The organism is Vibrio crassostreae 9ZC13 (assembly GCF_000272045.2).
GTDB classification, from domain to species: Bacteria; Pseudomonadota; Gammaproteobacteria; order Enterobacterales; family Vibrionaceae; genus Vibrio; species Vibrio crassostreae_C.
In genome coordinates, this window is record NZ_AJYZ02000037.1 from 227,719 (window position 1) to 252,878 (window position 25,160).

At 45.6% G+C, this 25,160-nt stretch carries 18 protein-coding genes; 1 reads left to right on the forward strand and 17 read right to left on the reverse strand.

Annotated elements, in window-relative coordinates:
• Positions 1-115: 115 nt before the first annotated feature.
• Complete coding sequence (locus tag A136_RS11765) at positions 116-961, forward strand: LysR family transcriptional regulator (RefSeq protein WP_017062894.1); 846 nt, start codon at positions 116-118, stop codon at positions 959-961.
• Here A136_RS11765 and A136_RS11770 read toward each other — a convergent pair.
• The 17 genes from A136_RS11770 to murE all read right to left on the reverse strand — a co-directional run bounded on the left by A136_RS11770 (position 912) and on the right by murE (position 25,157).
• On the reverse strand, positions 912-1,691 hold the full coding sequence (locus A136_RS11770) for a TSUP family transporter (protein WP_017062895.1): 780 nt from the start codon (positions 1,689-1,691) through the stop codon (positions 912-914). The two genes, A136_RS11765 and A136_RS11770, sit on opposite strands and share 50 nt — an antisense overlap.
• Positions 1,692-1,886: 195 nt before the next feature.
• On the reverse strand, positions 1,887-5,117 hold the full coding sequence (carB, locus tag A136_RS11775; protein WP_017059294.1) for a carbamoyl-phosphate synthase large subunit: 3,231 nt from the start codon (positions 5,115-5,117) through the stop codon (positions 1,887-1,889).
• A 16-nt stretch (positions 5,118-5,133) separates the two neighbouring features.
• Entirely contained in the window at positions 5,134-6,288 is a 1,155-nt protein-coding gene (carA, locus tag A136_RS11780) for a glutamine-hydrolyzing carbamoyl-phosphate synthase small subunit (RefSeq protein WP_010434758.1), read from the reverse strand.
• A 503-nt stretch (positions 6,289-6,791) separates the two neighbouring features.
• Positions 6,792-7,616 carry a 4-hydroxy-tetrahydrodipicolinate reductase gene (gene dapB / locus A136_RS11785; protein ID WP_020628676.1) on the reverse strand — a complete coding sequence of 275 codons (825 nt, stop codon included), beginning with the start codon at positions 7,614-7,616 and terminating at the stop codon, positions 6,792-6,794.
• A gap of 92 nt (positions 7,617-7,708) precedes the next feature.
• Positions 7,709-8,107: an 8-oxo-dGTP diphosphatase MutT gene (mutT, locus tag A136_RS11790; RefSeq protein ID WP_017062897.1), complete on the reverse strand. Its 399-nt coding sequence runs from the start codon at positions 8,105-8,107 to the stop codon at positions 7,709-7,711.
• A gap of 348 nt (positions 8,108-8,455) precedes the next feature.
• Positions 8,456-11,182 carry a preprotein translocase subunit SecA gene (gene secA, locus A136_RS11795; protein ID WP_017059292.1) on the reverse strand — a complete coding sequence of 909 codons (2,727 nt, stop codon included), beginning with the start codon at positions 11,180-11,182 and terminating at the stop codon, positions 8,456-8,458.
• A gap of 390 nt (positions 11,183-11,572) precedes the next feature.
• Complete coding sequence (gene lpxC, locus A136_RS11800; protein WP_010434751.1) at positions 11,573-12,490, reverse strand: UDP-3-O-acyl-N-acetylglucosamine deacetylase; 918 nt, start codon at positions 12,488-12,490, stop codon at positions 11,573-11,575.
• A 96-nt stretch (positions 12,491-12,586) separates the two neighbouring features.
• Complete coding sequence (gene ftsZ / locus A136_RS11805) at positions 12,587-13,816, reverse strand: cell division protein FtsZ (RefSeq protein ID WP_017059291.1); 1,230 nt, start codon at positions 13,814-13,816, stop codon at positions 12,587-12,589.
• Between the two features lie 31 nt (positions 13,817-13,847).
• Positions 13,848-15,116 (reverse strand): cell division protein FtsA, encoded by a 1,269-nt coding sequence (ftsA, locus tag A136_RS11810; protein ID WP_010434747.1) that lies wholly within the window; start codon positions 15,114-15,116, stop codon positions 13,848-13,850.
• Positions 15,109-15,801, reverse strand: coding sequence for a cell division protein FtsQ/DivIB (locus A136_RS11815; protein WP_017059290.1), 693 nt, complete (start codon positions 15,799-15,801; stop codon positions 15,109-15,111). Before A136_RS11815 ends, ftsA begins: the two co-directional genes overlap by 8 nt.
• Before the next feature lie 278 nt (positions 15,802-16,079).
• On the reverse strand, positions 16,080-17,540 hold the full coding sequence (gene murC, locus A136_RS11825; protein ID WP_017059288.1) for a UDP-N-acetylmuramate--L-alanine ligase: 1,461 nt from the start codon (positions 17,538-17,540) through the stop codon (positions 16,080-16,082).
• Positions 17,541-17,553: 13 nt separating this feature from the next.
• Complete coding sequence (gene murG, locus A136_RS11830; protein WP_017062898.1) at positions 17,554-18,615, reverse strand: undecaprenyldiphospho-muramoylpentapeptide beta-N-acetylglucosaminyltransferase; 1,062 nt, start codon at positions 18,613-18,615, stop codon at positions 17,554-17,556.
• 12 nt (positions 18,616-18,627) lie between these two features.
• The gene (gene ftsW, locus A136_RS11835) at positions 18,628-19,824 is read right to left on the reverse strand and encodes a cell division protein FtsW (RefSeq protein ID WP_017059286.1); all 1,197 of its coding nucleotides are present in this window, start codon (positions 19,822-19,824) and stop codon (positions 18,628-18,630) included.
• Between the two features lie 22 nt (positions 19,825-19,846).
• The gene (gene murD, locus A136_RS11840; RefSeq protein ID WP_029235091.1) at positions 19,847-21,163 is read right to left on the reverse strand and encodes a UDP-N-acetylmuramoyl-L-alanine--D-glutamate ligase; all 1,317 of its coding nucleotides are present in this window, start codon (positions 21,161-21,163) and stop codon (positions 19,847-19,849) included.
• A gap of 57 nt (positions 21,164-21,220) precedes the next feature.
• Positions 21,221-22,303 (reverse strand): phospho-N-acetylmuramoyl-pentapeptide-transferase, encoded by a 1,083-nt coding sequence (mraY, locus tag A136_RS11845; protein ID WP_008223690.1) that lies wholly within the window; start codon positions 22,301-22,303, stop codon positions 21,221-21,223.
• The gene (locus tag A136_RS11850) at positions 22,300-23,673 is read right to left on the reverse strand and encodes a UDP-N-acetylmuramoyl-tripeptide--D-alanyl-D-alanine ligase (protein ID WP_017059283.1); all 1,374 of its coding nucleotides are present in this window, start codon (positions 23,671-23,673) and stop codon (positions 22,300-22,302) included. The genes mraY and A136_RS11850 overlap by 4 nt, the downstream gene beginning before the upstream one ends.
• Positions 23,673-25,157 (reverse strand): UDP-N-acetylmuramoyl-L-alanyl-D-glutamate--2,6-diaminopimelate ligase, encoded by a 1,485-nt coding sequence (murE, locus tag A136_RS11855; RefSeq protein ID WP_017062900.1) that lies wholly within the window; start codon positions 25,155-25,157, stop codon positions 23,673-23,675. Before murE ends, A136_RS11850 begins: the two co-directional genes overlap by 1 nt.
• Positions 25,158-25,160 lie beyond the last annotated feature (3 nt).

Consider the following 25,160-nt stretch of genomic DNA (forward strand, 5'->3'; position numbering starts at 1 on the left):
CGAGCATAGCTAAAAATACCTAACTTGGTTCAAAGCTTTAGTTTCAAGACTAGAGAATGAATGTTGTTTGAGGTAAGTTGAAACAATCATTCCCAAATTTCATGAATATAACCCAATGCTACTCGAAGGAATCGAAACTCTACTGGTATTGAGTAAAGCAAAGACCATGAGCCGCACAGGCAGTTTGCTTTATATCAGCCAATCAGCGGTCAGCAAACGGATTGCGAATTTAGAAAAGAAGCTAGGTAAAAAGCTCATTGAACCGAGTGGCCGACAGATAAAACTCACGCCAGATGCGATAGCATTAATAGAGAGTATTGGCCCGACATTCAATGAACTTCGCGGGCTTATTTATGAACAGCAAGAGTTGGAAGATACTACTCTCATCACCCTAGACAGCTCTAAGTCTCTGATAGCCGGTTATTTAGGTGAGATGATGGGCCAGTTCATCCAGCAAGATAAGTACATCACCATTACCACCAACCACACGCCGAGAATCATAGAGCGAGTGCAATCTGGTAAGGCGACCTTGGGGTTGTGTGCTGGCTTACTGCCACCGCATCATGGGTTGATGACCTTCCATCTATTTGATGAGCCGTTTTACATAGTGAGTAAGTCACCGCTAAAGGAGCTTCCTCCAATGGTCATCACTAACGACATGACCAACCCTGCCAATTCTTATCAACTTTCTGTATTAGAGAAGTTTGGTATCAAACCCTTGATGGAGATGGATGCCTACACCGCAGCGGCGCAACTTGCATTGGGCGGGACTGGGCCAGCGTTAATACCGCTCTCTATCGTAAAAACACTCAATATTGAGCCTCAATATCTGTATAGCTTCACCGAATTAGCAGGCTTGATTCGGCCGATTCATATCTGTGTCAGACCAAATAGTTACCAGTCTCCACGAGTTAAAACACTGATAGAATCCATTGTTGATGCTGTTCCCAAAGCAGTTTAGACGCCATTAGCATCGACATAACGATCACAAGGGGTCGAATCCATTTCTGCCCTTTTGTCACCACCACTTTAGCGCCAAGCTGAGCGCCCATAAAACCGCCAACCGCCATCACTAATCCTAACTCCCAAATAGGCAAGCCAGCCAAAATAAAGAAGATCAATGCGGCAATATTAGAGGTGAAATTAAGTACCTTGGTGCGCGCCGTAGCATCGACTAACGAGAAGTGACCAATCGCAACAAAGCAGACTGTGAAGATAGAACCTGTTCCTGGGCCAAAGAAACCATCATAGAAACCAACTCCACCACCTACACACAGAGCAAACATCGCCTCAGAGATCTTCTGTTTTCCTTCAGACGCTCTAGTTTTCGGTGCCAACAGGAAATAGAGAGAGATAGCGATAAGCAGCAGCGGTATCACACTGGTCAGTAGGCTCGCATCAATGTGCTGGACTAACTCAGCGCCAATTGCAGAGCCAATAAAGGTACAAAAGATAGCAAGGCGCATCTCTTTGATGCTGACGATACCGTTGCGCACGAAATACCAACTCGCGGAGAAGCTGCCAAATGAGCTTTGGAGTTTGTTGGTTGCCAGTGCCTGCGTGGGTGGAACTCCAGCCGCTAGCAATGCAGGTAGAGTCAGTAACCCACCGCCGCCAGCCATTGCATCAATAAAGCCTGCTGCCGTTGCAACAACAAACAAGATAGCCAATATTTCTAGAGTGATTTCCATATACCCAACGCCTTAAAGTCCTGTGTAACGACAAGTTACCACTCACAGCAGACGAGCAATAACGAAACACAAGATTCTAACCTATTCCAAATATTCATCATTAAGCTACCGCGGAATAACAGACATAAAAAAGCCCACTCCGAGGAGTGGGCTTTGAGCATTTATATCCGCATATCAGCGATACACTTTAGGCGATTAAGCTTGAGAAGCTTTAACCTGAGCGTGTAGCTCTTGAACTGAAGTTACTGACGTTTTCGCGTCTGCAGTGTGCGCCATACAAGTCGCGAATGCAGCGTTTAGCGTAGTCGTGTAGTTAACTTTCTCAGCAAGTGCACCACGACGAAGAACTTTAGAATCTTCAATCGCTTGACGGCCAGCTGCAGTGTTCACGATGTACGTATACTCGTTGTTCTTGATACGGTCAAGAATGTGAGGACGACCTTCGTGTACCTTGTTTACTAGACGTGGGTTGATGCCCGCTTCGCCAAGGATAACCGCAGTACCGTGAGTTGCGTCTAGCTGGTAACCAAGCTTAGATAGTTTAGATGCTAGGTCAACAACACGCTCTTTGTCGCCTTCGCGAACAGAAAGAAGTGCACGACCGCCTTCTGGGTAGATGTTACCACAACCCAATTCAGCTTTAGAGTATGCTTCTGCGAACGTCGCACCAACACCCATAACTTCACCAGTAGAGCGCATTTCTGGGCCTAACAGTGGGTCAACACCAGGGAACTTGTTGAATGGAAGTACAACTTCTTTCACTGAGTAGTAAGGTGGGATGATTTCTTTCGTAAAGCCTTGAGACTCTAGAGATTGACCCGCCATTACACGAGCGGCAATCTTAGCGATTGGCGCACCAGTTGCTTTAGATACGAATGGAACCGTACGTGCTGCACGAGGGTTAACCTCGATTAGGTACACTTCATTGTTCTTAACAGCAAACTGCGTGTTCATCAGACCACGAACACCCAACTCGAACGCTAGCTTTTCAACTTGCTCGCGCATTACGTCTTGGATTTCTTGGCTTAGCGTGTATGCAGGAAGAGAACATGCTGAGTCACCAGAGTGAACACCCGCTTGCTCGATGTGCTCCATAATACCGCCGATTACAACGCGCTCACCGTCACAAATCGCATCTACGTCTACTTCAACAGCGTCATCTAGGAAGCTATCAAGTAGTACTGGAGATTCGTTTGATACGCTAACTGCTTCGTTGAAGTAGCGACGTAGGTCTTGCTCGTCGTATACGATTTCCATCGCACGACCACCAAGTACGTAAGAAGGACGTACAACAAGTGGGAAGCCGATTTCACGAGATTTCTCTACCGCTTGCTCCATTGTTGTTACTGTCGCGTTTTCTGGTTGAAGTAGGCCTAGACGGTCTACAGCAACTTGGAAACGCTCACGGTCTTCTGCACGGTCGATTGCGTCTGGGCTAGTACCGATGATTGGTACGCCAGCAGCTTCAAGAGCACGTGCCAGTTTAAGTGGCGTTTGACCACCGTACTGAACGATAACGCCTTTTGGCTTCTCAACACGAGCGATTGCTAGTACGTCTTCCAGAGTTACTGGTTCGAAGTACAGACGGTCAGACGTATCGTAGTCTGTAGAAACTGTCTCAGGGTTACAGTTAACCATGATAGTTTCGTAGCCATCTTCACGTAGCGCTAGTGATGCGTGTACACAACAGTAGTCAAATTCAATGCCTTGGCCGATACGGTTTGGACCGCCGCCTAGAATCATGATTTTTTCTTTGTCTGTTGGGTTTGCTTCACACTCGTCATCGTAAGATGAGTACATGTAAGCCGTATCTGAAGAGAACTCAGCTGCACACGTATCTACACGCTTGTATACCGGGTGGATATCGTATTGGTCACGTAGACGACGGATTTCGCTTTCCGCCACACCTAGAATCTTAGATAGGCGCGCATCAGCAAAACCTTTACGCTTAAGCTTGTTTAGCTCGTCTTTATTTAGACCAGCAAAGCCTTTCGCTTTAAGTTCTTGCTCTAGCTTAACGATGTCTTCGATTTGAACTAGGAACCAACGGTCGATTTGCGTTAGGTTGAATACACCATCTACCGACATACCAGCACGGAATGCGTCAGCGATGTACCAAATACGCTCTGCGCCAGCTTCTTTAAGTTCGTGACGGATAGTCGTTAGAGCATCTGGTGCGTCTAGGTCTACCATTTCGTCAAAACCAGTCGCGCCAACTTCTAGGCCGCGAAGTGCTTTTTGTAGAGATTCTTGTTGGTTACGGCCGATAGCCATAACTTCACCAACCGACTTCATTTGCGTCGTTAGGCGGTCGTTAGCACCTGCAAACTTCTCGAAGTTAAAACGAGGAATCTTAGTTACTACGTAGTCGATTGTTGGTTCGAATGATGCTGGAGTTGCGCCGCCAGTGATGTCATTCATTAGCTCGTCTAGCGTGAAACCAACAGCCAGTTTCGCTGCAATCTTAGCGATTGGGAAACCTGTTGCTTTAGATGCTAGTGCAGAAGAGCGAGATACACGTGGGTTCATTTCGATGATAACCATACGGCCATCTTTCGGGTTGATACCAAACTGTACGTTTGAACCACCTGTTTCAACACCAATCTCACGCAGTACTGCTAGAGATGCGTTACGCATTAGTTGGTATTCTTTATCTGTCAGCGTTTGAGCTGGAGCCACAGTGATTGAGTCACCTGTGTGAATACCCATTGGGTCGAAGTTTTCAATCGCACATACGATGATGCAGTTGTCGTTTTTGTCACGAACCACTTCCATCTCGTACTCTTTCCAACCGATAAGTGATTCATCGATAAGAAGTTCATTAGTTGGAGATAGATCCAAACCACGACGACAGATTTCTTCAAATTCTTCTTTGTTGTAAGCGATACCGCCACCAGTACCACCCATCGTGAACGATGGACGAATGATACAAGGGAAGCCAACCATGTCTAAAACTTTGTAAGCTTCTTCCATCGTTTTCGCTGTATCAGCAGTTGGACACTCAAGGCCAATTGCTTTCATTGCTTTATCGAAGCGTGAACGGTCTTCTGCTTTATCGATAGCGTCAGCCGTTGCACCAATCATTTCAACACCGAACTCTTCAAGAACGCCGTGCTTTTCTAGGTCTAGAGCACAGTTCAATGCAGTTTGGCCACCCATAGTAGGTAGAACTGCATCAGGCTTCTCTTTAGCGATGATGTTACGCACAACTTCCCATTGGATAGGCTCGATGTAAGTTGCATCTGCCATATCTGGGTCAGTCATGATTGTCGCTGGGTTCGAGTTCACAAGAATAACTCGGTAACCTTCTTCGCGAAGCGCTTTACAAGCTTGAGCACCAGAGTAATCGAACTCACATGCTTGGCCGATAACGATCGGGCCAGCACCTAGAATAAGAATACTTTTAATGTCAGTACGTTTTGGCATTGTCTACTACTCCGAATTACGCTGTGTGCTGTTTGATTAGTTCAATAAAGTGGTCGAATAACGGCGCTGCGTCTTCTGGACCTGGGCTCGCTTCAGGGTGACCTTGGAAGCTGAATGCTGGTTTGTCTGTACGGTGAATACCTTGTAGAGAACCATCAAATAGTGATTTGTGCGTTGCACGCAGTGTCTCTGGAAGGGTTTCTTCGTCAGCAGCAAAGCCGTGGTTTTGCGAAGTAATCATCACAACATCACGATCTAAATCTTTAACCGGGTGGTTTGCACCGTGGTGACCAAACTTCATCTTCACTGTCTTAGCGCCTGACGCAAGAGCAAGAATCTGGTGACCTAGACAGATACCGAAGATTGGTAAGCCTTTTTCTAGGAACACTTTTGTCGCTTCAATTGCGTAAGTACATGGTTCTGGGTCACCAGGGCCGTTTGAAAGGAAAACACCGTCTGGGTTCAGAGCAAGTACTTCTTCAGCTGAAGTCTCAGCAGGAACAACCGTTAGGCGGCAGCCGCGGTCAACAAGCATTCGTAGGATGTTTCGTTTTGCACCGAAGTCATAAGCAACAACGTGGTATGGCAATTCTGAGTCTGCTTTCGCTTCAGGAAGTCCACCCGTAAGCGTCCACGAACCTTGTTTCCATTGATACGCTTCTTTTGTTGTAACTTCTTTCGCAAGGTCCATACCTTTCAGGCCAGGGAATTCTTTTGCTTTAGCAAGAGCTAGAGCTTCGTCTAGGTTTCCATCGTTTACTGAAGAGCCAGCTACGATACAACCGTTCTGTGCGCCTTTTTCACGAAGAATACGCGTCAGCTTACGAGTATCGATATCAGCGATACCAACAACGTTTTGCGACTTAAGGTAATCAGAAAGGGATTGTTCATTACGGAAGTTAGAAGCGATTAGAGGGAGATCGCGAATCACAAGGCCTTGAGCGTGGATTGAAGAAGATTCTTCGTCTTCGGAATTGGTTCCGGTATTGCCAATGTGAGGGTAAGTAAGGGTAACGATTTGTTGAGAATAGGAAGGATCAGTGAGGATTTCTTGGTACCCCGTCATCGAGGTATTAAAAACGACTTCACCAACTGCAGAACCTACAGCGCCAATGGCTTCACCGTGAAATACTGTCCCATCTTCTAGGACGAGTAGTGCTGACTTCTTCAAGACAACCTCCAGAAATAAAAATGCATTAAAATTGATTTAATTTGCAAATCTACCTTCCTGCAACACCAAAAACTGCGTGTTTATGGAAATTAGACAAATTGGCGGTATTTTAGTGATCTGCGTGATACGTGTCAACATTTAACTCAAAAGAAATTAAACATTTGTAAGGACTAATTCAATTTACCCCCTCAAAGCTCCAAAAGTTCAACTTTCATACGCATTTAGCTCGAATATTACGATTTTCTAATTTTTACCCCTCATTTTAGCCAACCATAGAGTGATAAAAATATCAGCAACAAAACGCAATCGATAAATACCAAGAGAAAACATGACAATTTAAAGATCTAAAACAAAAAACATACTAAAGACCGCATAAACAGCATAGAAATGGAGTCAAAAAGGCGATAAGAAGAAAGTAGAAGGAAGATCGGAGAAGTGAGATTACTAAGGAAAAGGCACCAAATAAAGAAAGCGCCGGCAATTGCCAGCGCATAAATATCTATTTATAGGTCATTCAAACCAAGCACATCCGTCATGGTATAAAAGCCTGCTGGTTTATCATTTAACCAAACCGCGGCCTTGATTGCGCCATTAGCAAAGGTCATTCGATCAGTGGCTTTATGGGTAATTTCCACTCGTTCACCGATATCAGCAAACATAGCGGTGTGTTCACCAATAATGTCACCGGCACGAATCGTCGCGAAACCAATCTCATCTTTAGTGCGCTCGCCAGTAATACCCTCGCGTGACCATACAGCTACATCGTTCAGCTCGTTGCCCATAGCACCCGCAATAGCTTCGCCCATACCAATCGCAGTACCTGACGGTGCATCGACTTTATGACGGTGATGAGCCTCAACGATCTCGACATCACAGTAATCGCCCATCACTTTAGCGGCCTTCTCTAGCAGCTTAAAGACCAGGTTCACACCAACGCTGTAGTTAGGTGCCATTACGATAGCCATCTCTTTTGAAGCAGCATCAATCACCTGCTTCTCTTCTTCAGAGAAGCCCGTTGTACCGATGATCAGTTTTTTACCGTGACGTTTACAAAGTTCAATATTCGCTAATGTGCTAACAGGGGCAGTAAAATCGACAATCACATCAAACTCTTCGATGGCTTTAGACAAATCATCGACTAAAGCAACATCAAAACGACCTTCACCGCATAACTCGCCGACATCTACGCCGACCAAAGATGACTCTGGACGCTCTGAACCAGCTCCAACACTTGCTTCTGAATTATGATGAGCGGCTTTCACCAAGTTGCGGCCCATGCGGCCCGCTGCTCCTGCAATTGCAATTCTTACCACTGCGAATATCTCCATTGTTTTGGTTACCGTTGCCACTTATCTCTTGCAGCAACGTTCAATCGATTAATCTCTTTAAACTAACAACAATCTCAAACTCAGGCTAGCAATTACGAAAACTCTTTTATTACTCGCTCTAAAATTGGCACATTTGCCTCTGGGAAGGCGTATTGATTCAATGATTCTAGGCTTACCCATTCACCTTGCTGACCTTCTTTACCATAAGGCTGCTCTTCAAAATCAGTCACGAGAATGAAATCGAACTTAAGTGACTTATCCGTGTAATCAAATTCAAGATGCTCAAACAGAGACTGCTCGGTCACCTTGATACCGACCTCTTCATCAAGCTCGCGAGTCATCGCTTGCTCAATAGTTTCGCCCTCTTCAACCTTGCCACCTGGAAATTCCCAGAAGCCACCTTTGTGCTTGTCATCTGGACGCTTAGTGATAAAGACCTGTGACTTATCTTGATTGAAGATAATACCCGCTACGATATGGATTCTTTTCATTGATGGTGTTCCTTAATAAAACGCTGAACTCACATAGTCCCTAAATACGTCATCCTCAAGAAAGAGGAACGACTGAGTTGGGGATCTAAAACTACGCGAGCCTAACTAAACAAGATTCCCTACTACGCTCACTCCTCGCTATAGGGAATGACAACTTCCTTGCGTAACAAAGTAAGCCATGAAATTTACATACAAAAAGAGCCGCCTAAGCGACTCTTTATATTCTATTTGTCAGTTTTATGAAGCTAAGTTGTAGTGTATGAGAGCAAGGCGGTGGCACGGAGCTTACGACTGTAAGTGAGTACCACCAACGCAGCTATCATGCGCTACAGCAACGATTCATTAAACTTACGCGATTTTACCGTGACACTGCTTGTACTTCTTACCGCTACCACATGGGCATGGCTCGTTACGGCCAACTTTACGCTCGTCACGCACTACCGTTTGTGGAGATGCCGCTTCAGCTTCATCGTCAGCTAGCTGGTTTTCAGCTGTTGCATGTTGCGCTTGTGCACGACGCGCCGCTTCTTCAGCTTGAGCTTGACGTTGAGCTTCCATCTTTTCAACTTCTTCTTGTTGCTGAACGCGCACTTTAGAAAGGATGGTAACAACGTCTGTTTTCAGTACATCTAGTAGGCCTTCAAACAGTTCAAACGACTCGCGCTTGTACTCTTGTTTCGGGTTCTTCTGAGCATAACCACGTAAGTGGATACCTTGACGAAGGTGATCCATCGCAGCCAAGTGCTCTTTCCAAAGGCCGTCTAGCGTTTGTAGCATCACAGATTTCTCGAAGTTACGCAGTACTTGAGCACCAACCACTTCTTCTTTCTGTTTGTACGAATCAACCGCCATAGCAAGAATACGCTCACGCAATGCTTCTTCATAAAGCTTGTCGTCTTCGTCTAACCAACCTTGAATATCAAAGTCTAGATCGAAGTCATTCTTCAGACGATCTTGCAGACCCGCGATATCCCACATATCTTCAAGAGACTGAGGTGCGATGTATTCATCAATCACTGATGCCAATACATCTTCACGGTTGTGTTCGATCATCTCGCTGATATCGTCAGAGCTCATCAGTTCATCACGAAGCTCATAAACCACTTTACGTTGGTCATTGGCTACATCATCGTACTCAAGAAGCTGCTTACGAATATCGAAGTTACGACCTTCAACTTTACGTTGTGCTTTTTCAATTGAGCGAGAAAGCATCTTAGATTCGATCGCTTCGCCTTCGTCCATACCACTTTGGATAAGACCAGCCATACGATCCGATGTGAAGATACGTAGCAGAGAATCTTCCATTGATAGGTAGAAACGAGAAGAACCCGCATCACCTTGACGACCAGAACGACCACGTAGCTGGTTGTCGATACGGCGAGATTCATGACGCTCAGTACCAATGATGTGCAGACCACCTGACTCAAGCACTTTATCGTGGATTACTCTCCAGTCAGCTTTGATCTTCTCGATCTGCTCTTTGGTTGGATTCTCTAGCTTCTCAACTTGTGCCTGCCAGCTACCACCTAATACGATATCGGTACCACGACCAGCCATGTTAGTTGCGATAGTTACCGCACTCGGCATACCAGCTTGTGCAACGATCTCTGCTTCCATTTCGTGGAATTTAGCATTTAGAACGCTGTGCTTAATTTTTGCTTTTTTCAGTGCGTTAGACAGTAGTTCAGACTTCTCGATAGAAACCGTACCAACCAATGATGGCTGACCAGCAGCTACACGGTCTTTGATGTCTTCAATGATCGCATTGAACTTGTCTTCTTCGGTACGATAAACCACATCTGGCATATCGTTACGAACCATAGGCTTGTTGGTTGGGATAACCACTGTTTCTAGGCCGTAGATAGACTGAAATTCGAAAGCTTCTGTATCGGCTGTACCTGTCATACCTGACAGTTTTTCGTATAGACGGAAGAAGTTCTGGAATGTAATCGATGCTAGCGTCTGGTTTTCATTCTGAATCTTCACACCTTCTTTAGCTTCAACAGCTTGGTGTAAACCTTCAGACCAACGACGACCTGGCATAGTACGACCAGTATGTTCATCAACGATAACCACTTCGCCTTCTTCAGTAACGATGTAGTCGACGTCTTTCTCAAACAGTACGTGTGCACGCAGCGCTGCATTAACATGGTGCAATAGGCTGATATTAGTTGGAGAGTAAAGCGTGTCACCCTCTTCCATCAGGCCGTTTTTGACCATTAGCTCTTCTACAAATTCTTGACCGTTTTCAGTCAGGTGAACCTGTTTCGATTTCTCGTCCATGGTGTAGTGACCTTCACCACGGTACTCTTCAGAATCTTCTTTATCTTGGCGCTCAAGGTTAGGGATCAACGTGTTAATACGCGTGTAAAGATCTGAACTATCTTCAGCTGGGCCAGAGATAATAAGTGGAGTACGAGCTTCATCGATTAAGATTGAGTCAACCTCATCGACAACAGCAAAGAAGCGCTCACGTTGAACACGATCTTCAGCACGGAAAGCCATGTTGTCACGTAGGTAATCGAAGCCAAACTCGTTGTTTGTTCCGTATAGGATATCCGCTTGGTACGCTTCTTTCTTCTCTGGTGGAGCCATGTTTGGCACGTTTACGCCAACAGTCATACCAAGGAATTCAAATAATGGGCGGTTTGTTTCCGCATCACGCTTCGCTAGGTAGTCGTTCACCGTTACTACGTGAACACCTTTGCTAGGTAGGGCGTTAAGATAAGCTGGTAGGGTTGCTGTAAGAGTCTTACCTTCACCAGTACGCATTTCTGCAATTTGGCCAGCATTTAGAACCATGCCACCAATCATTTGCACGTCAAAGTGACGCATGCCGTAAACACGCTTAGACGCTTCACGTACCGTAGCAAATGCTTCAGGTAGAAGTTGGTCTAGCGATTCACCTTTATCTAAGCGCTCACGAAATTCAACCGTTTTTGCTTTTAGTTCTTCGTCTGAAAGTGCTTCAAACGTTGGTTCGAAGTTATTAATTTCTTTTACAATTTTTCTAAGGCGGCGCAGTGTTCTGTCATTGCGACTGCCAATTACCTTTGTCAGCAGCTTAGTAATCATGTGCTTGGAATCTCTTCGTTCTCAGATCGTCCGCGATCTATTTTAAATGCCGTCAGTGTCTCTACTAGCTATGAACTAGTCTTCAGTTACTAACCAAGGATACTGAGATAAATCTAGTATCTTTGATATTGTACTTGAGAGTAGAGTTTTCAAGGCTTGAGTTAAAATTAATGCCCTTTAGTGTAAGTAATTTTCACACCAACAACCATTTATAACCCCATTTGTTTGATGTGCTTGGAACTTTTCTTTCTAATTGCTGATGGATTAGCCAGACTGCAGCTCATTGGGAGACAACTTTCGGATGTTGACGATACTGTATCTGGAAAATAGATACAAAAAAACCAGGTCAATGACCTGGTTTTCGAAATCTTATATTGCTGTAAACAACAATTACGCTAGAACCATTCCTGGTTCAGCAAATGCAACAGGAGAGCCTACTTCTTCTTCGAATGTTGCCCATTCCCAAGCTTCTGCGTCAGCAAGTACTGCACGTAGTAGTTGGTTGTTTAGGCCGTGACCTGATTTGTATGCACGAAACTCACCAATAATAGCGTGTCCACACATGTACAAGTCACCAATCGCATCTAGTACTTTATGAGTTACGAACTCATTGTCAAAACGTAGACCTTCTTCATTAAGAATTCGGTATTCGTCCAGTACGATAGCATTATCAAAGCTACCGCCAAGTACTAGGTTTTGAGATTGTAGATACTCAATGTCGCGCATGAAGCCGAAAGTACGAGCGCGAGAAATTTCTTTCACAAAACCTTGTGAAGAGAAATCAAACAACAAACGTTGCTCATCAGATTCAATAGCTGGGTGGTTAAAGTCGATCTCAAAGTCCATACGGAAGCCGTTAAATGGAACAAATTCTGCCCACTTATCGCCATCTTCAAAACGGATAGGCTTTTTGATACGAATAAAACGCTTCGCTGCATTCAGTGTTTCTACACCCGCTTGCTGTAGCAAGTATACGAATGGGCTTGCGCTACCATCCATAATTGGGATCTCAGGTGCATCTACTTCAACAATAATGTTGTCGATGCCCATACCCGCTAAAGCTGCGTTAAGGTGTTCCACTGTAGAGATACGTACGCCTTCGTCATTAACAAGAGCTGTACATAGCATAGTGTCACGAACTGACGCTGGATCAGCTGGGAAATCTACAGGTGGATTTACATCTGTACGACGATAAACAATACCTGTATTTGCAGCTGCCGGGCGAAGAGTAAGTGTGACTTTACGACCAGAGTGGAGACCCACACCAGTTGTTTTCACAATTTCTTTCAGAGTACGTTGTCTGATCATCTGCTTGCCTCGTTATCAGTGCTACAAATCACGGTCAGTATTTACCGACCGCGAATTTTACCATTAATTCGACGATAGTCAAATTTTGGGTATTTGTTAATCAGCCTGACGTCGTAAGAATGCTGGAATATCTAAGTATCCACTCTCTTTCTCAGCCTTAGGTGCTGCACTTTGGCTAGCGCCTGTACCTGAAGAAACAGGTGACGTTGTTGGCTGCGGCTTAACTTGAGGTTTAACCTCAGTTTTTTCTTGCAATGGTTGTGCCACTTTCTCTTCCACTTTTGGTGCAGTTTGAGCCGCTACCTGTGGTTGAGGAGTTGGTGCAACCTTAGCTTTACCACCAGCAACTAATGTAATGTCTGGTTTTTTCTCTGTGCCGATACCTGTTGCTACAACAGTTACACGGATTTCATCCGTCATATCAGGGTCTAGAGAAGTACCAATCACAACTGTTGCGTTATCAGATGCGAATGCCTTAACTGTATTACCTACTGTTTCGAATTCATCTAGACGCATATCTAGGCCTGCTGTGATGTTCACAAGAACGCCACGTGCGCCAGCTAGGTCGATGTCTTCTAGTAGTGGGCTAGAAATTGCCGTTTCAGCAGCTTCTTCAGCACGGTCTTCACCTTTTGCGATACCGCTACCCATCATTGCATGACCCATCTCAGACATTACGGTGCGAACATCCGCGAAATCGACGTTAATCATACCAGGGCGAGTAATTAGCTCAGCGATACCTTGTACAGCGTTTTTAAGTACATCATTGGCACTTGCGAAAGCTTCTAGCAGAGTTACGCCGCGGCCAAGTACTTTAAGTAGCTTTTCATTTGGAATCGTAATTAATGAGTCCACATGTTTAGAAAGCTCTTCAATACCTTGCTCAGCAAACGCTAAACGCTTTTTGCCTTCAAAGCTAAATGGCTTAGTTACAACAGCAACCGTCAGCACACCCAACTCTTTCGCAACTTCAGCAATAACTGGAGCAGCACCTGTACCAGTACCGCCGCCCATACCAGCTGCGATAAATACCATATCGGCGCCAGTTAGAACTTCTTTAATTCTTTCTCGATCTTCGAGAGCTGCATCACGGCCTACTTGTGGGTTTGCACCAGCGCCCAAACCTTTAGTGATATCACCACCAATTTGGATCACGCTGCTCACGCTTGTTTTACGAAGTGCTTGTGCATCAGTGTTAACACTGATGAATTCTACGCCTTCGATTGATTCACGTACCATGTGCTCAACAGCGTTACCGCCACCGCCACCAACTCCAACGACTTTAATTACTGCATCGTCAGACATTTCCATCATCGGTTCAAACATGTGTTATCTCCGTTTTTTCCTGCAACTCAGGTTAAAACTCTTTTTGTATCCAATTACGCAATTTGCCAAATAAACCAGACATAGAAGGTGCTGAACGCTTAGGTTCGCTGTAATCACCTTCATCACTGATCTGACAATCTCTTGCGTAATGAAGTAAACCAACCGCCGTAGAATGATACGGCTCTTTAACATAGTCAGTTAAGCCACTAACTTCTAACGGCTTACCAACTCGAACTTGATTGCGGAAAACACGTTCCGCACACTCTACCAATCCGTCAATTTGTGCCGCTCCACCAGTGAGAACGACGCCAGCTGCAAGGTGGTGTTTAATACCTTCATCTCGTAGCTGTAATTGAACCGTATCAATAGTTTGGTTAACGAGACCCATAAGTTCAGTGTAACGTGGTTCAATCACTTCCGACAAAGTTTGTCGTTGCAAACTTCTCGATGGGCGACCACCAACACTTGGGACGTTAACAGAGTCATCCTTGCTTACGAGTTCACTCAGAGCGCAACCATGGTTTACTTTTATCTCTTCAGCATCGCTCACTGGCGTGCCGAAAGCGAAGGCAATATCACTGGTTACTGCATTTCCTGCGTAGGAAAAGACTTCTGTGTGTCGAAGTGCGCCGCCAGTCCAAATGGAAATATCCATTGTACCCGCACCGATATCGACAACACATACTCCAAGCTCTCTCTCGTCTTCAGTAATTACCGCATTGCTTGAGGCAAGTCCTGAAAACACGATTTGTTCTACTGTGAGACCACATCGTTCAACAGCTTTAATAATGTTTCTCGCCATGTCGCTATGGCAAGAAATTAGGTGAACACTGACTTCCATTCGAACACCAGATAAGCCAAGTGGGTTCTTAATCCCTTCTTGATAATCAATGGTAAATTCTTGTGGGATCACGTGCAGAATTCTCTGCTCATCACCTATTTTAATTGATTTCGCGGTATGGATCGCTCGATCCATATCGTCTTGAGACACCTCTTCATCAGAGATAGTGCCCATGCCTTTTTCAATTCGGCTTGCGATATGTTTACCCGATAGCGAGATAAATACATTGCTGATTTGGCATTCCGCCATCAACTCTGCTTGATCAATAGCTCGCTGAACCGACTTAACTACCGACTCTAGGTCGTTTACACCACCTTTATCCATACCTCTGGATGGGCTTTGCCCAGAACCAATGATATTGATTTGACCATCAGGCAATATTTCACCAACCAGAGCTGATATGGTCGCAGTGCCTATATCAAGACCAACGATTATGTTGTCATCTGCGGTCTTAGTCATCTGTGCTCTCTTCTAACTCTTGCTCTGGAAACCAGCCTACAGCGGCTCCCGTATCATACCTGAGGTCGATGTAGCTCACTTGATTCGCTTTACTACCAAGTTCGTTGTAAAGCGAAATGAAGCGTTCAACACGCTCATCTAAAGAATCTTTACCTAGTTCTAAACGGATACCGTTATCTAGGATTATTTGCCAAGCGCGACGCTCATTGAGAACGAGAGAGGTAACGGTTAACCCTAGACTGTTAATCAAAGGGGTTATCTGTCGCCACTTTTCTATCACTTCTTGGCTGGTGCCGTCTGGGCCGTAAAGCTTAACTCTATCGCCCTTCAACAGGCCGATATCACCATTAAACACCTGACCATCGTCATTCAGCAGCATGTTACCGTTCCAGATTGCTGCCGCATGGTACTCAGTCAAAAATACTTTTATTGTGTCTGGCCACTGCTTACGAATGGAGACCACTGAAACCCAAGGTAACGCTTCTAAACTGTCTTGCAACACACCGATGTCTTGCGACATGAAGGTTCCAATATGCTCTAGCTCGCTAAAGGCATGTTGAACATCACCAGCGGTTACGTAAGTTAAGTCGCCTTGAAGTACTATTTTGGAGAGAGGCAATCGCTGATCGTCCCACATCCAAGTTAGTGTGGTATAGAAAAGAAACCCAATGAATAGCAATACCATGACAAAAAAAGACCCGCCTAAGGCGTGTTTCTTGAGCGACGGTAAACTGAATAGGTGGCGGTTTTCGCTAAAAGTACTTTCTACCAAAGCCCGCATTCCCTGTCGTTGGTTCGCAATTCTATTCCCTATATTCGTAATAGAGGTAAAAGCACTTACTTTAACCTATGAATTATACTGAGCAAAATCAAACTATCAAACGTTGATAATAAGATTTTTGGTCAATTTTAGGTCAATCGCAAGAAGTGAGCGATTGACCACAGTCTGTAGACAGTATTCTGTTACGCGTTCTGCATTTTATTAATGTCTAACTGTAACGATTCCAACTGCTTCGCTACTCGACCAACATCGCCTGCACCCTGCGTTAAAACAAGGTCACCGCCTTGAATTACGTTGGCTAAAGCCGATGGCAGTGCGTTGATATCGGCAACAAAGATTGGGTCTATCTTACCACGCCCACGAATAGTTCGACTTAATGAACGTCCGTCAGCCCCTGCAATAGGTTTCTCACCTGCAGAATAAACATCTAACAGAATTAGGACATCAACCTGCTCAAGAACGTTCGCGAAATCATCATACAGATCGCGAGTACGGCTATAACGGTGCGGTTGGAAGATCATAACAAGACGTTTATCAGTCCAGCCACTACGAGCAGCTTGAATCGTCACGTCAACTTCGGTTGGGTGATGACCGTAATCATCGACCAGCATTGCAACGCCTTTACCTGTTTCATACTCACCTAGGTGATCGAAACGGCGACCCGTGCCTTCCGTTCCCGCCATCGCTTTGAGAATCGCTTCATCGCTGATGTCATCTTCTGTTGCAACAGCAATCGCCGCGGATGCATTCAATGCATTGTGACGACCTGGAATGTTTAACGTGATATCAAGGTTAGCTTTACCTTCACGTACCACTGTGAATTTGCCTTGCTGGCCTTCTTGTACGTAGTTCTCAATACGAATATCCGCATCTTCAGAGAAACCGTAAGTAATCACCTGGCGACTTACCTGAGGAATAAGCTCACGCACTACTGGATCATCAACACACATCACAGCCTGACCGTAGAATGGTAGGTTGTGTAAAAAATCAATAAACGTCTGCTTTAGCGTTTCAAAATCGCCGCCGTAGGTATCCATATGATCCGCTTCAATGTTAGTTACGATACTAACCATAGGTTGCAGATGTAAAAATGAAGCATCACTCTCATCGGCTTCAGCGATAAGAATACGGCTTGAACCTAAACGTGCGTTAGTACCAGCACTTTTAACCAAACCACCGTTTACGAAGGTTGGATCTAGGCCGGCTTCCGAGTAAATCTGTGTCACTAGCGCAGTCGTGGTTGTTTTACCGTGCGTACCTGCCACAGCAATACCGTGACGAAAACGCATCAGCTCAGCCAGCATTTCTGCACGACGAACGATCGGTGTGCGCGCTTCACGAGCTGCAATAATTTCTGGGTTTTCTTCGTTGATAGCGGTTGAAACAACCACCACACTTGCGTCGGCAACGTTACTCGCTTGGTGACCGATATAAACGGTCGCACCCTTGCTAACTAAACGATCAGTCACTGGGTTTTGAGCAATATCAGAACCCGTGATCTGGTAGCCTTCATTTAGCAAGACTTCAGCAATCCCGCTCATTCCGGCACCACCAATACCAATGAAGTGGATAGATTTAACACGGCGCATCTCTGGCACCATTGCACGGATTTGCGCTAAGTCTTGGGTATGTTCAATCGTCATCAATTCAATCTCATTATTTTGCTAAAGCTTTAATCGCTTCAGCGACGGTCACATCAGCATCAAGCTTGGCGGCTTGACGAGCTTTTGTTGCCATCATTTTTAATTCATTTCTATCAAGCTGCGCGATAGTGTTCGCTAGCTTATCAGCCGTTAGTTGAGGCTGTTCAATCATTAACGCTGCGCCACATTCAACTAAATGGTCGGCATTCAACGCTTGTTGTCTGTCTTTGTGCATAAACGGAACGAAGATAGAACCGACACCTGCCGCAGACACTTCTGATACGGTTAATGCACCTGAGCGACACACTAATAGATCTGCCCACTCATAAGCTTGCGCCACATCATCAATAAATTCAGTCACTTGAACATTACCAACAGAATGTGATTTGTATTGCTCAATAACTTGTTGTTGATTGTTCTTACCCGCTTGGTGCATCACAGTGAAGCCTTCACCAAGCTGCGCCATCGTTACTGGCAAGGTATCGTTTAGGATTTTTGCGCCCTGACTGCCGCCCATAACCAAGATGCGGATGTCACCATCACGCTCCGCCATGCGTTGCTCTGGTTCAGCTAAGGCAACCACATCTTCACGTACAGGATTACCTACAACTTCCGCAGTAGGAAACGCACCAGGGAAAGCTTGGAATACCTTTTTAGCAATTTTAGACAGCCATTGGTTAGTTAAACCTGCCACTGCATTTTGTTCATGGAGAACCACTGGAATGCCAGACAACCATGCCGCGATACCACCCGGGCCACTCACGTAACCACCCATGCCAAGTACCACATCAGGCTGCCATGCTTTAATGTGTTGTCTTGCTTGAAGTATGGCATTAATAATCTGGAACGGCGCTTTAATTAACTTGCTAATGCCTTGACCACGCAGGCCTTTCACTTTGATGAAGTCGATTTCAATGCCATGCTTTGGCACTAAATCCGCTTCCATTCTGTCTGCTGTGCCTAACCAGCGAATTTCCCAACCTTGTTGCTGAAGCTTTTTCGCTACTGCTAACCCTGGGAAAACGTGACCGCCAGTACCACCAGCCATCACTAAAAGTTTTTTGTTTTGTTTCATCACGTTAGATTCTTATTCTACTAATTCGTTTTGACTATCAGCTTGTTCTTTTTGTTGCATTCGGCATTCGTGGTCAATGCGCAGCAGCATTGATACCGCCACAGACATAACAATTAAACTCGAACCACCATAACTGATTAGCGGTAGGGTTAGACCTTTGGTCGGAACGATGCCAGATGCAGCACCTACGTTAACAAGCGTCTGAAACGCAAACCAAATACCAATACCAAAAGCCAGATAGCCGCTGAACACTTGATCGTGTTCAAAGGCTTTTTTGCCAATAAAAATGGCTTTAAAAACCAAGCTAAAGATGAGTATCAAGACCAAGGTCACGCCAACAAAACCCAATTCTTCTGCCAACACAGCAAATACAAAATCGGTGTGCGCTTCAGGTAAGTATTCGAGTTTCTGAATTGAGTTACCGAGCCCTTGCCCCATCCAATCACCACGGCCAAACGCCATCAATGACTGAGTTAACTGGTAACCACTGCCGAACGGGTCGTTCCAAGGTTCCCAGAATGAGGTAACACGTCGAACACGATAAGGTTCTATAACAATCAAACCGACGACCGCGGCAATACCTGCCACCATCAAGGCGATAAACTGTGAAAGCTTGGCACCAGCAATGAATAGCATGCCGAACAGGGTCACTAGCATTACGACCACAGTACCTAAATCGGGCTGGCCTAGCAGCAGCACGGCAAAAGCGCCGAATACCATGATCGGTTTACCAAAACCACCGAAGAAGGTTTTTCTCACTTCATCTTGCTTCCGAACCAAGTAGCCCGCCATAAAGATAAACAGCGATAACTTGGCGACTTCAGCGGGTTGTAAGTTAAATAGCCCTAATGGGATCCAACGCGATGCGCCGTTAACCGACTTACCGACGGCTAATACCACAATCAGCAAGAAGAAGGACAAGCCCAGTAGATACATACTGTATTGAAACCAGCGTTGCATCGGGATTTGCAATATGACGCTAGAGACACCTAACGCCAATACAAGGAAGATGGCATGACGGAACATAAAGTGAAACGGCTGATCGGTTAAACGAGCACTGATGGGGAACGAAGCAGACGTCACCATCACCAAACCTGTCAGCATTAGCCCAAGAGCAATCCACACCAATTGACGATCGTAAAGCGCCTCGGGAGTAGCACGGTTTAGCCACTGCCAGATGGATTGATTAATCTCTTTGACTCTTTGCACTGAATGTTAGTCCTTCAACACGTTAAGCATACTCATGAGCAAGCTCAGTGAACGCATCACCTCTTGCCATGAAATTATTAAATTGATCGAAGCTTGCGCACGCCGGAGACAGCATCACCATATCTCCAGCCACCAGCTGTGGCGAGATAGATTCGATTATCTGCTGCATGGTATCGAACTTTTGTGCCGATGGGTGCAGAGGCATGAATTGATCTGCATCTTCACCGAAACAACACAGCTGAACACGCTCAAGTTGCGCCAATACTGGTTCAAGCTCACTAAAGTCAGCACCTTTACCAACGCCGCCAACCAAAAGATATAACGTACCTTGATACTCCAACCCAGACAGGGCTGCCAATGTGCTGGCTACATTCGTTGCTTTGGAGTCATTAACCCATTTGATTTCGCGCTTGTCAGCCACGACTTGGCAACGATGCGTCAAACCGTTATAGGCCTTCAAAGCATCAAGACTTTTGCTGTAGTCGATACCAACTTGCTTCAATAGTGCAAGTGAGACTAACGCATTCGCCACATTGTGACGTCCAACCAATGTTAAATCTTGGGTAGCAAGGACAGGTTTACCGTTGTCCATTAGCCATTCGGTACCATCAACTGTCGCGACACCAAACTCTTGATCGTCGAGTCCGAATGTTACTAATGACATGTTGTGGTCTGGATACGTCTCTTTGTCGTCGCGGTTAACAATCGCACACTGCGCGTTATTAAAAATTCTTAACTTGGCTTCACGATAATCAGCCATACCCTGATAGCGATCCATGTGATCTTCTGACAGGTTCAAAAAGGCTGCTGCTACAAGGTTTAGGTTCGATTTGGTTTCTAACTGGAAGCTTGAAAGCTCAAGCACATATAAATCTGCATCAAGCTCAAGAAGGTCTAAAGCCGGAATACCAATATTGCCACCGACACCAACGTTAAGGCCAGCCGCTTTAGCAAGTACGCCTGTCAAATCCGTCACGGTACTCTTGCCGTTTGAACCAGTAATCGCCACGACAGGTTTATTCACCGCCCAGCCAAACAACTCAATGTCACCGACAACAGGCGTACCTGCTTGAAGCACATCTTGAATTTCAGGGGTTGCTAAGGCGATACCTGGGTTAGCTACCACCAAATCAGCTTCCGCTAACCATTGGCTATTCCAGCTTCCAGAATGCAGCTCTACCGACTCAGGCAAAGATTCCTTTCCTGGTGGTAGCTCTCGCGTATCAATTACCTTTACGCAAGTATGGGGCTGATATTTTACGAGATGTTTAACGACAGAGAGCCCGGTAATACCGAGCCCCACAACCACTACATTTTGAATATTTTGCCAACGTTCCATTCAAACAAGATGCTCTTAATAGTTCAAAGAGCCTCTAATACAGAGGCTCGCATAGGATTAACGAACTTTCAGTGTCGCTAGACCAATCAGTACCAATACCATTGAGATGATCCAAAAGCGTACGATAACACGCGGTTCTGGCCAGCCTTTCAACTCATAGTGGTGGTGAATCGGTGCCATACGGAAAATACGCTGACCACGTAATTTGTAAGAGCCCACCTGCAGGATTACTGACAAGGTCTCCATTACAAACACACCACCCATGATCACTAGTACCAACTCTTGACGAACGAGTACCGCAATCACACCTAACGCACCACCCAGTGCTAGAGAGCCAACATCGCCCATGAATACTTGTGCTGGGTAAGTGTTAAACCATAGGAAGCCAAGGCCTGCACCAACGATAGCAGTACATACCACAACCAGTTCAGAGGTGTATGGGATGTATGGAATGTGTAGGTATGCTGCAAAGTTAACGTTACCTGTCGCCCAAGCGATAACAGCAAAACCAGCTGCAACCATAACCGTTGGCATAATCGCCAAGCCGTCTAGGCCATCAGTTAGGTTTACCGCGTTACTAGTACCCACAATAACAAAGTAAGTCAGCACGATGTACAGCAGGCCAAGTTGTGGCATCACATCTTTAAAGAAAGGCACCACTAATTGTGTCGCAGCAGTGTCTTGCCCATGAGCATACAGAGCAAACGCCACAACCAATGCAATAGCCGATTGCCAGAAGTACTTCCAACGCGCAATCAAGCCATCAGTGTTCTTACGAACCACTTTACGATAATCATCAACAAAACCAACTGCACCGTAACCGCCTAGCACGACAAGTACGGCCCAAACGTAAGGGTTTGATAAGTCAGCCCAAAGTAAGACCGTAATGATGATCGCAGCAAGGATCATCACACCACCCATGGTTGGTGTACCACGCTTACTGAAGTGAGACTCTGGGCCGTCATTACGAACAACTTGGCCAATTTGCAGCATTTGCAGACGCTCAATTAAACGAGGTCCCATCCACAGCGACAGACATAAAGCCGTCAAAATGCTCGCGATTGCACGAAACGATAAGTATTCGAACAAACGGAAAAAAGAAAAGTGTGGCTGTAGTAGCTCTGCAAGCCAAATTATCATGAAAAGTTCTCCTTTAAAGCAGCGGCTATTTTACTCATTCCTGCACTATTGGCGCCTTTTACCAACAAGGTATGTGGCGCGTTTTCTGGCAAGCTCAAGTGCTGCTCTATGTGCGCGATCATCGCTTCATGCGTTGCAAAGTGAGTGCCGTTACACACTTCACTAATCACCTTGGTATCATCACCGTAAGTGAGTACATGCTCAAAAGCGAATGGGGCAGCATATTCACCGACTTGACGGTGAAGTGCAAGGCTTTCATCGCCTAATTCAGCCATATTGCCTAAAATCAACCAACGCTGACCTTTGAAGCTCGACAACAATTTAGCTGCAGCCTTCATTGCCGGTACACTGGCGTTGTAACTGTCATCTATCAGCTTGATATTCTGACTTAATTGTTGAACCTCAACTCGGCCTTTAACTGAGATGAGATTCGCTAAACCGCTTTTAATTTCTGCAAGCGTGGCACCGAATTGAATGCTCAGTGCTGCTGCGGCTAATGCGTTGGCTACATTGTGCTGACCAATAATGCCAAGTTCGACATCGATAGCACCTTGCGGGGTCTGCATATCAAAGCAAGCTTCACCCTGCTCGTTGATGCGAATATTCGTCGAAAAGTAATCCGCCGTGTCATCACTTTCAGAAAAGGTCAGTACGTTTTTGTCTGCAAGCACATCTTTCCAGAAGTCACCACCATTGCTCTCTAGGTTAACAATAGCAGTATCACCAGCAGCAAGCCCCTGAAAAATTTCGCCTTTCGCTTGTTTAACACCATCAATTGAGCCAAAGCCCTCTAGATGCGCGGCAGCAACGTTATTCACTAAGGCCACCTGTGGTTTCACAAGCTGCGTGGTATAGGCAATTTCACCAATGTGGTTCGCGCCCAGTTCTATCACGGCATAGTCGTCATTGGGTTCACTGCGCAGCAAGGTTAGTGGTACTCCAATATCATTATTGAAGTTACCCGCTGTAAACAGCACTTTGCCACGTTGTTGTAGAATACTCGCGACCATCTCTTTGACGGTCGTTTTGCCACAGCTTCCTGTTATCGCCATGGTTGGCACGTTACATTGTTTGTGGATCCAAGCACTTAGCTGACCTAAAGCAAGTTTAGTGTCTTCAACAACAACTTGAGTAATATTTAGGTCAAGTTTTCGTTGAACTAATAACGCACTCGCATTGGCCTCAACAGCCTGACCACAAAAATCATGCGCATCAAAACGTTCGCCTACGAGAGCAACAAACAGTGCACCTTCTTCAACGGTGCGAGTATCGGTAGAAACCGCATTGATCAAACTATTGCTCGATTTGCCAGCCTCTATCAGCTGACCGTTCACCGCTGAGCAGATCTGCTCGAGTGATACATCAATCATTATGAAATACCTAAAAGTTGTAGTGCTGACTCTCGATCCGAATAGTGGATCGTTTTGTCTTTTAATACTTGGTAATCCTCATGGCCTTTACCAGCCAAAAGAATAATGTCATTGCTGTCTGCCTGTTCAAGCGCGAACTTAACCGCTTGGTAGCGATCGTGTTCAACAAAGGCGACTTCAGGCTCACTTAACCCTGCCAGCATGTCTTTAACAATCAATGCCGGGTCTTCACTGCGAGGGTTGTCATCTGAAATAATAATGTTATCGGCGAACTGCTCTGCGGTAACCGCCATCATTGGGCGCTTGCCTGTATCTCGATCACCACCGCAGCCAAAGATTGCCCATAGCTTTCCAGAGCAATGTACACGTAGTGCTGCCAATGCTTTCTCTAATGCGTCAGGTGTATGCGCGTAGTCGACAACCACTTTCGCTTTGTTTGGTACTTGGAACAATTCCATACGGCCAATCACAGGTTGCAATTGAGGTGCTGTGTCGATCAAGGTTTGCTTGTCGATGCCTAGTACAAGTAGGGTCGCGAAAGCAACCAATACATTTGATGCGTTGAACTGGCCAATTAAAGGAACAGACAGTTGTCCCTGCCCCCAGCTACCATCAAAAGCGAGTTTGATACCCGTCTCTGCATAAGCAACATCCGATGCCCATACTGACTGCTGGTAGCCCGATAACGGAAGCAATGACACAGCTACTGCATTGGACAGATCAGCCATCCAAGCTTTACCGACTTCATCATCAACATTAATCACAGCGTGCTTACACTTATGCTGAGTAAACAAGCTCTTCTTAGCCAGAGCGTACTCTTGCATCGTGCCGTGGTAATCCAAGTGGTCACGGCTCAAGTTAGTAAATACACCAGCCTCAAAATCCAATGCCTTAACTCGGCCTTGAACCAAACCATGAGACGAGATTTCCATCGCGGTATAAACAGCGTTTTCTTCAGCCAACTCACTCAGCGTACGTTGTATTTCAATCGCACTACCGGTCGTATTCGCCGCCGTTTTAAGGTTGTCTAGAAAACCGTTACCCGTGGTGCCCATTACCGCAGAGCGTTGGCCGACTAAATCTAGCCACTGAGCAATCAATTGGGTGATAGTGGTTTTGCCATTGGTGCCGGTAACACCAATCAGCTTAGTCGCCTGAGACGAGTAAACACGACCGGCCAACTCAGATAACACCAAGTTAAGGTCTTTAATGTAAACAACCGGAACAGCATCCAACCACTCAATCAGACCATGGGCCTTTTCAGCATCAGCTTGTGCGATAACGGCATTGGCTCCCTGTGAGACCGCTTTGTCAATGAAACGACGGCCATCAACAGCATGCCCAACTACAGCAACAAAAATATCGCCGTCTTTGATGGCACGACTATCCAACTCCAACTGTTCAACGGCAATCGCATCCAGCTCAGGTGAACTAAAGTCACCCCAAGGAGAAAGTAAAGATGACAGCGTGAGGCTATTACTCATATT

Bases quoted from the DNA above. Each gene is read 5' to 3' on its own strand.
- A136_RS11765 (WP_017062894.1), top strand. From the start codon at position 116: ATGCTACTCGAAGGAATCGAAACTCTACTGGTATTGAGTAAAGCAAAG.
- A136_RS11770 (WP_017062895.1), bottom strand. From the start codon at position 1,691: ATGGAAATCACTCTAGAAATATTGGCTATCTTGTTTGTTGTTGCAACG.
- carB (WP_017059294.1), bottom strand. From the start codon at position 5,117: ATGCCAAAACGTACTGACATTAAAAGTATTCTTATTCTAGGTGCTGGC.
- dapB (WP_020628676.1), bottom strand. From the start codon at position 7,616: ATGGAGATATTCGCAGTGGTAAGAATTGCAATTGCAGGAGCAGCGGGC.
- mutT (WP_017062897.1), bottom strand. From the start codon at position 8,107: ATGAAAAGAATCCATATCGTAGCGGGTATTATCTTCAATCAAGATAAG.
- secA (WP_017059292.1), bottom strand. From the start codon at position 11,182: ATGATTACTAAGCTGCTGACAAAGGTAATTGGCAGTCGCAATGACAGA.
- lpxC (WP_010434751.1), bottom strand. From the start codon at position 12,490: ATGATCAGACAACGTACTCTGAAAGAAATTGTGAAAACAACTGGTGTG.
- ftsZ (WP_017059291.1), bottom strand. From the start codon at position 13,816: ATGTTTGAACCGATGATGGAAATGTCTGACGATGCAGTAATTAAAGTC.
- ftsA (WP_010434747.1), bottom strand. From the start codon at position 15,116: ATGACTAAGACCGCAGATGACAACATAATCGTTGGTCTTGATATAGGC.
- A136_RS11815 (WP_017059290.1), bottom strand. From the start codon at position 15,801: ATGGTATTGCTATTCATTGGGTTTCTTTTCTATACCACACTAACTTGG.
- murC (WP_017059288.1), bottom strand. From the start codon at position 17,540: ATGACGATTGAACATACCCAAGACTTAGCGCAAATCCGTGCAATGGTG.
- murG (WP_017062898.1), bottom strand. From the start codon at position 18,615: ATGAAACAAAACAAAAAACTTTTAGTGATGGCTGGTGGTACTGGCGGT.
- murD (WP_029235091.1), bottom strand. From the start codon at position 21,163: ATGGAACGTTGGCAAAATATTCAAAATGTAGTGGTTGTGGGGCTCGGT.
- mraY (WP_008223690.1), bottom strand. From the start codon at position 22,303: ATGATAATTTGGCTTGCAGAGCTACTACAGCCACACTTTTCTTTTTTC.
- A136_RS11850 (WP_017059283.1), bottom strand. From the start codon at position 23,673: ATGATTGATGTATCACTCGAGCAGATCTGCTCAGCGGTGAACGGTCAG.
- murE (WP_017062900.1), bottom strand. From the start codon at position 25,157: ATGAGTAATAGCCTCACGCTGTCATCTTTACTTTCTCCTTGGGGTGAC.